Source organism: Streptomyces sp. NPDC104831 (genome assembly GCF_055583025.1).
The window spans coordinates 154330-167704 of sequence record NZ_JBVJOT010000004.1; the positions used below are offsets into that span (position 1 = coordinate 154330).

12 protein-coding genes are annotated in these 13375 nt (G+C 75.2%); 8 read left to right on the top strand and 4 right to left on the bottom strand.

Features of this window, described 5'->3' with window-relative positions:
* Window positions 1–25: 25 nt before the first annotated feature.
* Both mug and ACZ63H_RS04510 read left to right on the top strand, forming a co-directional pair.
* Window positions 26–520, top strand: a complete 495-nt coding sequence (gene mug / locus ACZ63H_RS04505; protein ID WP_469862078.1) for a G/U mismatch-specific DNA glycosylase — start codon at window positions 26–28, stop codon at window positions 518–520.
* A 203-nt stretch (window positions 521–723) separates the two neighbouring features.
* Entirely contained in the window at window positions 724–2109 is a 1386-nt protein-coding gene (locus ACZ63H_RS04510; protein WP_469862080.1) for a cellulase family glycosylhydrolase, read from the top strand.
* An 81-nt stretch (window positions 2110–2190) separates the two neighbouring features.
* On the opposite strand, the gene ACZ63H_RS04515 is transcribed toward ACZ63H_RS04510, so the two are convergent.
* The 3 genes from ACZ63H_RS04515 to ACZ63H_RS04525 are packed head-to-tail and all read right to left on the bottom strand — an operon-like array spanning window position 2191 to window position 4309.
* A complete protein-coding gene (locus ACZ63H_RS04515; RefSeq protein WP_469862082.1) occupies window positions 2191–2634 on the bottom strand; it encodes a hypothetical protein in 444 nt (147 codons plus the stop codon).
* Window positions 2635–2675: 41 nt separating this feature from the next.
* The gene (locus ACZ63H_RS04520) at window positions 2676–3386 is read right to left on the bottom strand and encodes an ABC transporter permease (protein ID WP_469862084.1); all 711 of its coding nucleotides are present in this window, start codon (window positions 3384–3386) and stop codon (window positions 2676–2678) included.
* A gap of 2 nt (window positions 3387–3388) precedes the next feature.
* Complete coding sequence (locus tag ACZ63H_RS04525; RefSeq protein WP_469862086.1) at window positions 3389–4309, bottom strand: ATP-binding cassette domain-containing protein; 921 nt, start codon at window positions 4307–4309, stop codon at window positions 3389–3391.
* A 107-nt stretch (window positions 4310–4416) separates the two neighbouring features.
* Here ACZ63H_RS04525 and ACZ63H_RS04530 point away from each other — a divergent pair, with 107 nt between their 5' ends.
* The 3 genes from ACZ63H_RS04530 (at window position 4417) to ACZ63H_RS04540 (ending at window position 7502) form a co-directional block, all read left to right on the top strand.
* Window positions 4417–5571 carry a histidine kinase gene (locus ACZ63H_RS04530; protein ID WP_469862088.1) on the top strand — a complete coding sequence of 385 codons (1155 nt, stop codon included), beginning with the start codon at window positions 4417–4419 and terminating at the stop codon, window positions 5569–5571.
* A 26-nt stretch (window positions 5572–5597) separates the two neighbouring features.
* On the top strand, window positions 5598–6254 hold the full coding sequence (locus ACZ63H_RS04535; protein WP_469862090.1) for a response regulator transcription factor: 657 nt from the start codon (window positions 5598–5600) through the stop codon (window positions 6252–6254).
* A 93-nt stretch (window positions 6255–6347) separates the two neighbouring features.
* Entirely contained in the window at window positions 6348–7502 is a 1155-nt protein-coding gene (locus ACZ63H_RS04540) for an ROK family transcriptional regulator (RefSeq protein WP_469862092.1), read from the top strand.
* A gap of 611 nt (window positions 7503–8113) precedes the next feature.
* Here ACZ63H_RS04540 and ACZ63H_RS04545 read toward each other — a convergent pair.
* Window positions 8114–8875 (bottom strand): GntR family transcriptional regulator, encoded by a 762-nt coding sequence (locus tag ACZ63H_RS04545; protein ID WP_467934841.1) that lies wholly within the window; start codon window positions 8873–8875, stop codon window positions 8114–8116.
* 361 nt (window positions 8876–9236) lie between these two features.
* On the opposite strand from ACZ63H_RS04545, the gene ACZ63H_RS04550 reads away from it, so the two are divergent.
* The 3 genes from ACZ63H_RS04550 to ACZ63H_RS04560 all read left to right on the top strand — a co-directional run bounded on the left by ACZ63H_RS04550 (window position 9237) and on the right by ACZ63H_RS04560 (window position 13337).
* Window positions 9237–10067, top strand: coding sequence for an alpha/beta fold hydrolase (locus tag ACZ63H_RS04550; protein WP_469862094.1), 831 nt, complete (start codon window positions 9237–9239; stop codon window positions 10065–10067).
* Between the two features lie 117 nt (window positions 10068–10184).
* Window positions 10185–11771 (top strand): alkaline phosphatase D family protein, encoded by a 1587-nt coding sequence (locus tag ACZ63H_RS04555; RefSeq protein WP_469862096.1) that lies wholly within the window; start codon window positions 10185–10187, stop codon window positions 11769–11771.
* Between the two features lie 135 nt (window positions 11772–11906).
* Window positions 11907–13337, top strand: a complete 1431-nt coding sequence (locus ACZ63H_RS04560) for a GNAT family N-acetyltransferase (RefSeq protein ID WP_469862098.1) — start codon at window positions 11907–11909, stop codon at window positions 13335–13337.
* Window positions 13338–13375 lie beyond the last annotated feature (38 nt).

Below are 13375 nucleotides of genomic sequence, written 5' to 3' on the forward strand. Positions count from 1 at the left end.
CGCCCGCGACCGCCTCGTCCCGGACGTGGTCGCGGACGGCCTGCGCGTGCTGTTCTGCGGCATCAACCCCGGGCTGATGTCGGCCGCGACCGGCCACCACTTCGCCCGCCCCGGCAACCGCTTCTGGCCGGTACTGCACCTGTCCGGCTTCACCCCCCGGCTGCTGAAGCCGGCCGAGCAGTGGGAGCTGCCGGCCTACGGGCTCGGCATCACGAACGTCGTGGCCCGGGCGACCGCGCGGGCGGACGAGCTGACCACCGAGGAGTACGTCGAGGGCGGGCGGCTGCTGACCGGGAAGGTGACGCGACTGCGGCCCGGGTGGCTGGCCGTCGTCGGCGTGACCGCCTACCGCACGGCCTTCGGCGACCGCACCGCCCGGGTGGGCCCGCAGGAGCGGACCATCGGCGGCACCCGGATCTGGGTCCTGCCCAACCCCAGCGGTCTGAACGCGCACTGGACCGCGGCCACGATGGCGGAGGAGTTCGGGCGGCTGCGCGCGGCGGCCGGCGCGGCCGGCTGACCCGCCCGATGCCCGGAAGGCCGGGCAGGGCCGCTTGGTGCCCTTTGCGCGCGACCGCCTCCGAGCAGCGGTCCCCTCCGTGCGCCCCCTCGTTCGCTGCCGCACGTCTGTACGCGCACCCACGCACCGTGTACGGTCTCGGGCCGATGGGTTTTGGGAGCGCTCCCATCGTGCTGTTCCCGCTTCACACGAGGAGGAACGCTTTGAAACGCATTGTGGCCCTGCTGGCGACCTGCGCCACGGCGCTGGGTCTCACGGCACTGGCCGGCCCCACGCCGGCGGCGGCCGCCACCGGCTGCAAGGTCGACTACACCGTCACCAGCCAGTGGCAGGGCGGCTTCCAGGCCGGAGTGAAGATCACCAACCTGGGCGACCCCGTCACCGGCTGGACGCTGAGGTTCTCCCTGCCGGACGCGGGGCAGAAGTTCGTCCAGGGCTGGAACGCCACCTGGTCGCAGTCCGGTTCGACGATCAGCGCCGCCGGCGTCGACTGGAACCGCACCCTGGCCACCGGCGCCTCGACCGACCTGGGATTCGTCGGCTCCTTCACCGGCTCCAACCCCAAGCCGTCGGCGTTCACGCTCAACGGCGTCGCCTGCACCGGCTCCGTCGGGGACACCCCGACCGACCCCGGCACCGACCCGGGCACCGGCACGCCCGTGGGCGTCAACGGACAGCTGCACGTCTGCGGCGTCAACCTGTGCAACCAGTACAACCGCCCCATCCAGCTGCGGGGCATGAGCACGCACGGCATCCAGTGGTTCGCCAAGTGCTACAACAACGCGTCCCTGGACGCGCTGGCGAAGGACTGGAAGGCGGACCTGCTGCGCGTCGCGATGTACGTGCAGGAAGACGGTTACGAGACCGACCCGGCGGGCTTCACCAGCCGGGTGAACGGCCTCGTCGACATGGCCGAGGCCCGGGGCATGTACGCCCTGATCGACTTCCACACCCTCACGCCGGGCGACCCCAACTACAACCTGGACCGCGCCAAGACGTTCTTCGCGTCCGTCGCCGCCCGCAACGCCGCCAAGAAGAACGTGATCTACGAGATCGCCAACGAGCCCAACGGCGTGAGCTGGACGGCCATCAAGAACTACGCCGAGCAGGTCATCCCGGTGATCCGGGCCGCCGACCCGGACGCCGTGATCATCGTCGGCACCCGGGGCTGGTCCTCGCTGGGCGTCTCGGACGGCTCCAACGAGACCGAGGTCGTCAACAACCCGGTCAACGCCACCAACATCATGTACACCTTCCACTTCTACGCCGCGAGCCACAAGGACAACTACCGCGCCACGGTGAGCCGGGCCGCCTCGAAGCTGCCGCTGTTCGTCACCGAGTTCGGCACGGTCAGCGCCACCGGCGGCGGGGCGATGGACCGGACCAGCACCACGGCCTGGCTGGACCTGCTCGACCAGCTGAAGATCAGCTACGCGAACTGGACCTACTCGGACGCCGACGAGAGCAGCGCGGCGCTCAAGCCCGGCACCTGCAACGGCAGCGACTACAGCAGCAGCGGTGTGCTGACCGAGTCCGGGGCGCTGATCAAGAGCCGCATCGGCACGGCCGACTCCTTCCCCACCGGCTGACCCCCGAGGGGGCTCCGGCGGGACCGGAGCCCCGCACCACAACTGGGAGCGCTCCCAGTTCTTGCCCGGCCCGGACCCGTCTCACGGCGGGTCCGTCGCCGTCACTATGCCGAGCAGCTGGAAGGGCAGCTCCTTGTCCCACTGGGAGACGCCGAGGGCGACCCAGCGGCCCGCCTCGGGCGCCCGCCACAGGAGGACGTCCGGGACGTGCCCGCTGAGCCCGGCCCAGGGCTCGGGGATCTCCTCGCCCGCCAGGGTCCGGTCCAGCACGCTGTACAGGCTGAAGTGCCGTGGACCGCCCCACCGTTCGCCCAGCCGTTCGGCGAGGCCGTCCCGGTCGGCCTCGTACTGCGCCGCCGTCTCCTCCCGTTCGCTGCCGTCGCCCTCCCAGAACTCCTCGCTGGTCCGTAAGGCGGCCAGGTGATAGCCGGGCCCGCTCTCGCCGTGCTCCGTCCTGCCGGGCGCCGCCGGGAACCGCCGGGCGCACAGCAGCTCGATGAGGGTCAGGCACTCCGCGATGTCCATGCGGTCCAGTAAAGCGGGCACCACTGACAACTGGCCCTCCGTCAGGCGTCCCTCGACCGCACGCTCCAGGCGCCCGCCGTCAGGGCCGCCGCCGTCCACAGCGCGCTCACCGCGAGCCCGCTCCACGGGCCGAGGGCGCCGTCCCGGGTGCTGTGCAGGGCCACTTGACCGGCCCGGTCGGGGAGGAAGTCGGCGACCGGGCCGGACAGGTCGCCGATCACGAAGGACACGATCAGCAGGAACGGGATCAGCACGGAGAGGGTGGCGACTCCGCTGCGCAGCACGGCCGCGAGTCCGGCGGCGAACAGCGCCATCAGCGTCAGGTGGACACCGCAGCCGACCGCTCCGCGCGCCCCCTCGGCCCAGCCGGGCGCGGACGCGCCGAGGGCGGCCCGGCCCACCAGGAGCGTGACGAACCCGGTGAGCAGCCCGACGGCCAGCGCCGGCAGGGCGATCGCCGTCGCCTTCGCGGCGAACCAGCGGCCCCGGCCGGGCACCGCCGCCAGCGTCAGCCGCAGCGCGCCGCCCCGGAACTCCGCGGCGACGGCCGTCGCACCGAAGGCGACCGCGGCGATCTGCCCGAAGCTCACGCCGAAGAACACCGAGAACAGCGGGTCCGCGTCGTCGGCGTCGGCCGCGGCGAGCGCCGAGAACGAGGCGGTGGCGACGAGGACGGCGGCGAGGGCGCCCCACTGGGAGCGCAGCGTGCGGATCTTGATCCACTCGGCGTGGAGGGCGGGGACGAAGGACATGGTCAGGCCTCCTGGCGCGGTGCGGTGAACTCGGCCTCGGCCGCGGTCAGATCGAGATAGGCCTCCTCCAGGGTGGCCTCCCGGACGGCGAGTTCCAGGACGGGCACGCCCGCCTCGGACATCAGCCGGCCGAGGTCGTCCATCCGCGCGTGCCGTACGGACCAGGCCCCGTCCTCCTCGCGGGAGGCGTCGTGGCCGTGCCGGGCGAGCAGGTCGGCGAGGGCGGCGGGGTCGCTGGTGCGGACGCGGACGTGCGGCCGTACGCGCGCGTGGATGAAGTCCCTGACCGGTGTGTCGGCGAGCAGGCGGCCCCGGCCGAGGATCAGCAGGTGGTCGGCGAACTCGGCGGTCTCGCCCATGAGATGGCTGGAGACCAGCACCGTACGGCCCTCCGCGGCGAGCCGGCGCAGCAGGGTGCGGATCCACACGATGCCCTCCGGGTCGAGGCCGTTGGCGGGTTCGTCGAGCAGGACGACCTCGGGGTCGCCGAGCAGGGCGGCGGCGATGCCGAGCCGCTGGCGCATGCCGAGGGAGTACGTCCGTACCCGGTGCCGGGCCACGGCGGCGAGGCCCGTCTCCGCCAGGACCTCGTCGACCCGGCGGGCCGGTATGCGGTTGCTCGCGGCGAGGGCCAGCAGATGGCCGCGGGCGGTGCGCGCGCCGTGCGCGGCTCCCGCGTCGAGCAGGGCGCCCACCCGGCGCAGGGGCTCCCGGAGCCGGGCGTAGGCCCGGCCGCCGATGGCGGCGGTGCCGGCGGTGGGCCGGTCGAGGCCGAGGAGCAGGCGGAAGGTGGTGGACTTGCCGGCGCCGTTGGGGCCGAGGAAGCCGGTGACCCGGCCGGGTCGGACGCGGAAGGTGAGGCCGTCCACGGCCCGCCGGCCGCCGTACTCCTTGGTGAGGTCGCGCACTTCGATGCTGGTCATGGCGCCAGCCTGGTCCGGCCCGGCCGCCGGATCATCCCCCGCCGGCGGGGACCGTCTCCCCCGTGCGGGGGAGGCCCGCCGCCACTGCCGGCTGCGACGATGACGTCATGCCCCGCCTCCTGCGCCCGCTGCTGCGCGCGACGACGTACACGCGCCTGCTGCACCTGTGGGTGCCCATGCTGCTGGTCAGCGTCTGGCTGTTCGTCGACCCGTCGACTCCGTGGCTGCCCGCGCTGTTCCTCGTCCCGCTCGGTCTGGTGCCCGCGGTGCGGCGCGGCGAGGGCATCCAGGCGCTGCTGATGCTCACGCCCGGCGAGCCGGACCCCGGCATCTCCGAGGCGCCGGCGGCGAACTGGCGGGACCGGCTGCGCACGGTGCTGTGGCTGGAGCTGCGCCTGCTGCTCGGCGGCGCGGCCGTGTTCGCCTCGGTGTGGCTGCCCGCCCTCTCCTTCGAGCTGGCGCGCTGCGCGTGGGGGCACGCCCCGGCCGGGATCCCGCTGCCGGACCGGCTGCCGCCGCACCGCGCCTGGGCCCTGCTGGCACCGCTGCCGCTGCTCGTCTTCTACGGCGTGACGGTCGGGCTCGGCGAGCTGATCACGGCCGCCGCGCGCCGGCTGCTCGGCCCGTCGGCGGCCGAACGGCTGGCCGCGCTGGAGGAACGCACCGAGCAGCTGCTGGAACGCACCCGGATCGCGCGGGAGTTGCACGACTCGATCGGGCACGCCCTGACGCTGGCGGTGGTGCAGGCGGGTGCCGCGCGCGCGGCCGGCGACCCGGAGTTCACCGACCGGGCGCTGGACGCCATCGAGGAGACCGGCCGGGCCGCGCTGGAGGACCTGGAACGGGTGCTGGGCGTGCTGCGGGAGGCCGAACGGCCGGTGAGCGCGCGGCCCACGCTGGCGGACGCCGGCCGGCTGCTGGAGTCGGCGCGGGCCTCGGGCGCGAAGATCGACGCGGAGGTGACGGGTCCGGTGGAGGCCGTGCCGGGACCGGTGTCCCGCGAGGGCTACCGCATCCTCCAGGAGGCGCTCACCAATGTGCTGCGGCACGCGGGCGCGGTGCCGGTGCGGGTCCGGGTCCGGGTCACCGGCGGGGCGCTCCGCCTGGAAGTGCGCAATCCGCTGCCGGGTGCCCCGCCCGGCCCGGGCCGGGGCAGCGGGCTGCGCGGCATGCGGGAACGGGCCGCGCTGCTCGGCGGCCGCGCCGCCGCCGGCCCGGAGGAGGGCGACTGGCGGGTGCGGGCGGAGCTGCCGCTCGGGTGACCTCCCGGGTGATCTAGGCTGGCCGGATGCCGGTCACCGTCCTGCTCGTCGACGACGAGCCCCTGGTCCGCGCGGGGCTGCGGGCCGTGCTGGGGGCACAGCCCGACATCGAGGTGGCGGGCGAGGCGGCCGACGGCGCGGCGGTCGTCCCGCTGGTCCGCCGGCTGCGGCCGGACGTGGTCGCGATGGACGTCCGGATGCCGCTGATGGACGGCATCGAGGCCACGCGTGCCGTGCTGCGCACGGTGCCCGAGCCGCCGAAGATCCTCGTGGTGACCACCTTCGAGGACGACGAGTTCGTGTACGAGGCGCTGCGCGCGGGCGCCGACGGGTTCCTGCTGAAGCGGGCCCGCCCGGCCGAGATCGTGCACGCGGTGCGGCTGGTGGCGGCCGGTGACTCGCTGCTGTTCCCGGCGTCCGTACGGCGGCTCGCCGCCCGGTACGGCGACGGGGGCCCGCCGGCCCGGACCGCGCTGGCGCGGGCCCGGCTGACCGAGCGGGAGGGGGAGGTGCTGCGGCTGATGGCGCGCGGGCTGTCGAACGCGGAGATCGCGGCGCGGCTGGTGGTGGGCGCCGAGACGGTGAAGTCCCATGTGAGCGCTGTCCTGGCCAAGCTGGGCGCGCGCGACCGCACCCAGGCGGTGATCGCGGCCTACGAGTCGGGGTTCGTGGAGCCGGGCTGAGCGGGCGCGCCCCGCGCACAACCCGGCACTCGCCGGGGTGCGCCCGGCCGAGTACGATCCGGCCAATACGCGCGCGAGCTGGGAGGACGGACGGTGGGGCAGCTGACCGGCGGCGATCCCTCGCTGCTGCGAAGGATCAATTCCGCGGTGGTGCTGCACGCGCTGCGCGCCACGGACTGCGCGACGCTCACCGAGGTCACCCGGGTCACCGGACTGTCCCGGCCGACCGTCGAGGGCGTCGTGGAGGGGCTGATCGAGGCCGGTCTCGTGGTGGAGACGGCGGCCGACGAGGGCGGCACGCGCCGGCAGGGGCGGCCCGCGCGGCGGTTCCGGTTCCGGGCCGAGGCGGGGCACCTGCTGGGCCTGGAGATCGGGCCGCACCGGGTCGCCGCGCTCCTGTCCGACCTGGACGGCCGGGTGCTGGGCGCGCAGGCCAAGGACGTCGGCGAAAAGGCCCCGGCGGACGAGCGGCTCGACCGGCTGCGCGGCGCGGTCGCCGAGTTGTTGCGCCGGGCCGGGGTCGCGCGCGGTTCGCTGCGCGCGGTGGGCGTGGGCACGCCGGGCATCGTGGAGGCGGACGGCACGGTGCGGCTGGGCACGGCCCTGCCCGGGTGGACGGGGCTGCGGCTCGGGGAGCGGCTGAGCCGGTCCTTCCGCTGTCCGGTGCTGGTGGAGAACGACGCCAACGCGGCGGCGCTCGCCGAGCACTGGAAGGGCGCGGCGGCGGAGACGGACGACGTGGTGTTCGTGCTGGCCGGGCTGAGCCCCGGGGCCGGTTCGCTGATCGGGGGGCGGCTGCACCGGGGGTACGGCGGGGCGGCCGGGGAGATCGGGGCGCTGCACCTGCTGGGCCGGGAGGCGACGCCGGAGGCGCTGCTCTCCACCACCGACGAGCCGTTGCACCCGCTGGACGAGCAGGCGGTCGCCGAGGTGTTCGCGCTGGCGCGCGGCGGTGATCTGCGGGCACGGGCGGCCGTGGAGCGGTACATCCAGCGGCTGGTGCACGACGTGGCGGCGCTGGTGCTGGCGCTCGATCCGGAGCTGGTCGTGATCGGCGGCTGGGCGTCCGGACTGGACGGCGTCCTGGAGCCGCTGCGCCGCGAACTGGCCCGCTACTGCCTGCGTCCGCCCCGGGTGACGCTGTCGGTGCTCGGCGAGGCGGCGGTCGCCACGGGGGCGCTGCGGCTGGCCCTGGACCATGTCGAGGAGGAGCTGTTCGCCGTGGACGGCACGGTGACGCGCCGCTGAGTCCGGCGCGGGCGCGGGCGCGGGCCGGCAGGCCGGCACGCCGTTGCGCCGCTGTCGTGCCCGGACCCGACCGAGCCTCCGGTGACGCGGCGGAACACGTGGTCGTGGCGCGCACGCGGGCCGGCAGGCCCCCGCGGTCGTGGCTCGGCGGGACACGACCGCGCCGCATACGGGGACACAACCTCGGCCGTCGCCCGGCCGGACGCGGTGGCGGCATCGCTGCGGGACGCCCGACCGCCCCGGGGGCGCCGACGGAAACCGGCCGCGCCGCGCGCCCGGACACCGACCGCCCCGCCGGTGACGCGGCGGAACACGTGGTCGTAGCGCGCACGCGGGCCGGCAGGCCCCCACGGTCGTGGATCGGCGGGACACGACCGCGCCGCATACGGGGACACAGCCCCGGCCGTGGCCGAAACCGGCCGCGCCGCGCGCCCGGACACCGCCCCGGAGCGGCTCGGCTGGACACGACCGTGGTGTGGGCCCCGGTCGGGGTGACGTTGCGCGGCGGTGTGAGCGACGGAACCCGGCCGTGGCGTGGGCGCGGGCCGGCGTGCTCGAAGGCTCCGCGCGGCCCCGCGGTCCGGGGCTACGGGGCCCCGGCGGCGCGGGGTTCAGGAGGCGCGCTGCTCCGGGTCGTGGTGTATCTCGACCCCCGCCGAGTCGCCGAAGGTGAGCCGGCAGGTGTCGGCGCGGTAGGTCGCCACCGACAGGGCCGCGGTGCGGCCCTGGGCGAAGAAGCGGGTGGTCAGGACGAGGACCGGGGAGCCGGGCAGCCGGTCCAGGGCCCGGGCGTCGTCCGCGCGCGCGGAGCCCAGCTCGACCGCGCGGTCCTCCCCCTCCAGCGGCAGGTGCTGGAGCTCCCGCAACACCGCACGCGCGCGTGCCGCGCCGGACGGGGCGTCGATCGCGGTCAGCCCGGGCACCGAGGCCGCCGGGATGTAGAGGAGTTCGGTGGCGACCTGCTGCCCGTGGGACGTCCGGGAGCGGCGCACGGTGTGCACCGCCTCGTCCGCGCCGGTCTCCAGGGCGGCGGCGACGGCGGCGGGCGGCACCGCCTGGGCGCTGTCGACGGGCTGCCAGGCGTCCCCGGCGGCGCCGGGCCAGTCGTGCTGCTCCGTACCGACGGCCACGCCCACGCGCGGGGGCGCGACGGTGGTGCCGACCCCGCGCCGGCGCTGCAGCCGGCCCTCCAGCTCCAGCTGTTCGAGGGCCTGGCGGAGCGTGGCGCGGGCCACGCCGAAGCGGGCGGCCAGATCACGCTCGTTGGGCAGGATCTCGCCGACCGAGAACTCGGAGTCGAGTGCCTCGCTGAGCACGGTCTTGAGATGCCAGTACTTCGGTTCCGGTACCGATTCCAGCTGCGTGGTCCCCACCCTGTCCTCCGCGAGAGCCGTGGTCCGGCGGTTTTTGGCGCCCTTGTTTATTAAAGGTTGTTGCACTTCTCTGCGACCATAGGGCGGCGCTCACCCTTGGTCAAGACCAATCCTCGGCCGCCCGGCCGATATCCGGACGCCCGGCCGCGAAGCGTTCACGAGGCGTTCGCGCGCGACGGTGTGTGTGACATCGCGGCAAAGCTCCCGTCGTACGGGGGGTGCGGGGTACGGGGGTACGGCGAAGCCCCCGCCGGCGTCCCACCGGAAGCGGGGCCCGTGCCCGCCAGGGGCTACCCGTCGGTAGGCGGTTGCTGACAAGCTGTCTACGGCGTCCGTCGGCAGCACAGACGAGGAGCACCCCATGTCCGCCACCGTCTCCTTCCAGGTCCCCGCCCCCCACGGTCCGGGCGAGGTGACCGTGTCCTACGCGCGCGTGGGCCGCGGTGAACCGCTGGTCCTGCTGCACGGCATCGGCCACCACCGGCAGGCCTGGGACCCGGTCGTGGACGTCCTGGCCACCGAGCGCGAGGTGATCGCCGTGGACCTGCCGGGGTTCGGCGCCTCCCCGGGGCTGCCGGACGGCCTGGCCTACGACCTGCCCACCACCAACGCCGTGCTCGGCGCCCTGTTCCGGGCGCTGGACCTGGACCGCCCGCACGTGGCCGGGAACTCGCTGGGCGGTCTGCTCGCCCTCGAACTGGGCCGGGCAGGGCTCGCACGGTCCGTCACCGCCCTGTCCCCCGCCGGTTTCTGGTCGCGGGCGGAGCGGCGCTACGCGTTCACGGTGCTGCTCGGCATGCGCGGCATCGCCCGGCGGCTGCCGTCGCCGGTGGTGGCGGGGCTGTCCCGCACGGCGGCCGGCCGTACGGCGCTGACCAGCACCATCTACGCCCGCCCCGCGCGCCGTTCGCCGGCGGCGGTGGTCGCCGAGACGCACGCGCTCGCGACGGCCACCGGCTTCGCGGCGACCCTGCGGGCGGGCGCCACCGTCCGGTTCACCGACGATGTGCCGGGCCTGCCGGTCACGGTGGCCTGGGGCGCCCGGGACCGGATCCTGGTGCCCCGTCAGGGCGTCCGCGCCAAGCGGCTCATCCCGCACGCCCGGCTGGTGCGGCTGCCCGGCTGCGGTCACGTCCCGATGAACGACGACCCGGCGCTGGTGGCGCGGGTGATCCTGGACGGCAGCCGCTGAGGGGCGCCCGGGGCCCGCCGGCCGGCCGGAGTTCACCTCCGGTTCGCGTGCCCGCCGCGCCGCGCCAGTAGGTGTGGCTGTGCACACTGGCCGGATCCCGTCCCTGGAGGCGCAGCCATGTCCCACCGTCCACTTCCGGGCCGCCGCGGCGTTCTGCGCGGCTCGCTCGCCGCGTCGGCGGCCCTGACCCTGCCCGCCGGCCTCGGCGCGGCCCCGGCGTTCGCCCGCTCCGGCCGCCCCCGGGCGGACTGGGGCGTGCAGACCGGTGACGTGGGCACCGACTCGGGCCTGGTGTGGGTGCGGGCGGACCGGCCCGCGCGGATGATCGTGGAGACCTCGGCCACCGAGTCGTTCCGCGATCCGCGCCGGTGGCACGGCCCGCTGCTGGGCAGCGGCACGGACTTCACCGGCACCACCCGGCTGCACGGCCTGCCGTCCGGCGAGCAGATCCACTACCGGGTGCTGCTCGCCGACCCGGACGACCCGCGCCGCACCTCGGAGCCCGTCACCGGCACCTTCCGCACGGTCTCCCGGCGCCGCCGGGACGGGGTGCGGTTCCTGTGGTCGGGCGACCTTGCCGGGCAGGGCTGGGGCATCAACCCCGACCTCGGCGGCTACCGCATCTACGACGCCATGGCCGGGCTGGACCCGGACTTCTTCCTGTGCAGCGGCGACTCCATATACGCCGACGGCCCGATCCCCGCGACCCAGGCGCTGCCCGACGGCGGCACCTGGCGGAACGTCACCACCGAGGAGAAGTCGAAGGTCGCCGAGACCCTGGCCGAGTACCGGGGCAACTTCCGCTACAACCTGCTCGACGCCAACCTGCGCCGGTTCAACGCCCGGGTGCCCTCGGTCGTCCAGTGGGACGACCACGAGGTGCGCAACAACTGGTACCCGGGCGAGGTGATCGCCACGACCGACGCCCGGTACACCGAGAAGAGCGTCGACGTCCTCGCGGCGCGCGCCCGGCGGGCGTTCGGCGAGTACTTCCCGATCCCCACCCTGCGGCCGGGCGCCCGGGACGGGCGGGTGTACCGGGTGCTGCGCCAGGGACCGCTGCTGGACCTGTTCGTGCTGGACATGCGCACCTACCGCAACGCCAACTCCCCCGACGACCAGACCACCGATCCCCGGGGCATCCTCGGCCGGGAGCAGCTGGAGTGGCTCAAGCGGGAGCTGGCCCGCTCCCGCGCGGTGTGGAAGGTGATCGCCGCCGACATGCCGATCGGGCTGGTCGTACCGGACGCGACGGAGGGCCGGCCGAACTTCGAGGCGGTGGCCCAGGGCGACCCGGGGGCGCCGCTCGGGCGCGAACTGCAGATCGCCGAGCTGCTGCGGTTCGTCAAGCACCGGCGGATCACCGGCACGGTGTGGCTGACGGCGGACGTGCACCACACCTCGGCCCAGCACTACCAGCCCTCCCGGGCCGCGTTCATCGACTTCGAGCCGTTCTGGGAGTTCGTCTCGGGGCCGCTGAACGCGGGCGCGTTCCCGGCGAGCCCGCTGGACGGCACGTTCGGGCCGGAGCGGGTGTTCGTGAAGGCGCCGGCCGCGTCCAACGTCTCGCCCGCCGGCGGCTACCAGTTCTTCGGCGAGGTGGACATCGACGGGGACAGCGGGGAGCTGACGGTGCGGCTGCGGGAGCAGGACGGCGGGGTGCTGTTCAGCCGGACCCTGCAGCCGGGGCGGGTCGGTCAGTAGGCGGCTCCGGGGCGGCCGGAACGAGGAGGGCGCCCGGTCGGCCGTAGAAAATGCAACAAATGGGACGGAGCATGCTTTACCCATCGGACACAATCAGTTCGTGATCGCGCAACACCCCTCCTGCACAGTGGCCGCATGACTCCAGAGATGCCTGATGTGACCCGGGCCCGGCACGGGCGGCCCGTGCACCACTGGCGGCGGGACCTCGTCGAACTCGCCGCGCTCTTCACCGCGGTGGCCGTCGCGGACGCGGTGGCCAACCTGATCGGGCACGGGCCGGACGGACCGGCCCTGCTCGTCATCTCCGCGATCGTGCTGGCCGCGACGGCGGGCTTCCACGTGTGGTGGTCACGCCGCCACGGACACGCGCCGCCCGCGAGCGATACCGGTGCCCGGCCGGCCGCCGCGACGCGGCCGGCCGGGCCCTCCGAGGGGCCCGGCGCCCCGGTGGCCCCCCTCCCCGGCCCGGGCGCGCTGTGGCGGATGCGGACGACGGTGAAGGACGAGCCGGGGTCCCTGGCCGTCCTGTGCACGGCGCTCGCCGAGCACCGGGTGGACATCCTCAGCCTCCAGACCCATCCGCTGGCCGACGGGACGGTGGACGAGTTCCTGCTGCGGGCACCGGGCACGCTGGCGGCCTCCGGGATCACCCGGGCGGTCGCGCTGGCCGGGGGGACCTCCACGTGGATCGAGCGGGCCGACGCCCACGACCTGGTCGACGCGCCGACCCGGGTGCTGGGCCTGGCCGCCCGTACGGCCCTGGACGCCTCCGAACTCCCGCTCGCGCTACGCCAGTTGCTGGGCCGGTGCACCATCCGGTCACTGCCCGGCACGCCGGCCGGCGGCGGCCGGGGCCCGCTGCCGGTGCCGGCCGAGGGGGTGCTGGAGGACACGGTGATGCGGCTGCCGGCCCCGGAGGGCGGGGTGCTCACCGTGGAGCGGCCGTATCTGCCGTTCACGCCGACGGAGTTCGCGCGTGCCCGGGCGCTGGTGGAGCTGGACGGGCGGCTCGGGCCGCGGATCCCCGGCGGGCAGGACGTGCTGACGCTGCCCGAGGGCGACGACATCACGGTGCGCCGGGTCGACACCGGGGACCTGCCCGCGGCCAGGGCGATGCACGAGCGGTGCTCGGCGCACACGCTCGGCCTGCGCTACCACGGCCCGGTCGGCGACGCCGACCGCTATCTGAACCACCTGCTCAGCCCCCGCTTCGGCCGCACCCTGGCCGCGCAGACCGCCGCCGGCCGGATCGTCGGCCTCGGGCACCTGCTGTGGGACGGGGACGAGACGGAGGTCGCGCTGCTGGTCGAGGACGAGTGGCAGCGGCGGGGCGTCGGCGGCGAACTCCTCGGCCGGCTGGTGTCGATGGCGGCCGAGGCGGGCTGCGCGAGCGTGTACGCGGTGACCAAGGCGTCCAACACCGGCATGATCGCCGCGATGCGCGCCCTCGGCCTCCCGCTGGACTACCAGATCGAGGAGGGCACCCTGGTCATCACGGCACGCCTGGACGCGCCCCCGCGGTCCTCCGCCGCTCCCCGCCTCACCGACCCGGCCCACCGCGACTGACGGCCACCGGCGGCGGGGCCCGGCGACCGGTGTCCCGG

What these genes read in the sequence shown, in the direction of transcription:
- ACZ63H_RS04520 (WP_469862084.1), bottom strand. Translation starts at nt 3,386, where the DNA reads ATGTCCTTCGTCCCCGCCCTCCACGCCGAGTGGATCAAGATCCGCACG.
- ACZ63H_RS04535 (WP_469862090.1), top strand. Translation starts at nt 5,598, where the DNA reads ATGCCGGTCACCGTCCTGCTCGTCGACGACGAGCCCCTGGTCCGCGCG.
- ACZ63H_RS04525 (WP_469862086.1), bottom strand. Translation starts at nt 4,309, where the DNA reads ATGACCAGCATCGAAGTGCGCGACCTCACCAAGGAGTACGGCGGCCGG.
- ACZ63H_RS04550 (WP_469862094.1), top strand. Translation starts at nt 9,237, where the DNA reads ATGTCCGCCACCGTCTCCTTCCAGGTCCCCGCCCCCCACGGTCCGGGC.
- ACZ63H_RS04515 (WP_469862082.1), bottom strand. Translation starts at nt 2,634, where the DNA reads ATGGACATCGCGGAGTGCCTGACCCTCATCGAGCTGCTGTGCGCCCGG.
- ACZ63H_RS04530 (WP_469862088.1), top strand. Translation starts at nt 4,417, where the DNA reads ATGCCCCGCCTCCTGCGCCCGCTGCTGCGCGCGACGACGTACACGCGC.
- ACZ63H_RS04560 (WP_469862098.1), top strand. Translation starts at nt 11,907, where the DNA reads ATGACTCCAGAGATGCCTGATGTGACCCGGGCCCGGCACGGGCGGCCC.
- ACZ63H_RS04555 (WP_469862096.1), top strand. Translation starts at nt 10,185, where the DNA reads ATGTCCCACCGTCCACTTCCGGGCCGCCGCGGCGTTCTGCGCGGCTCG.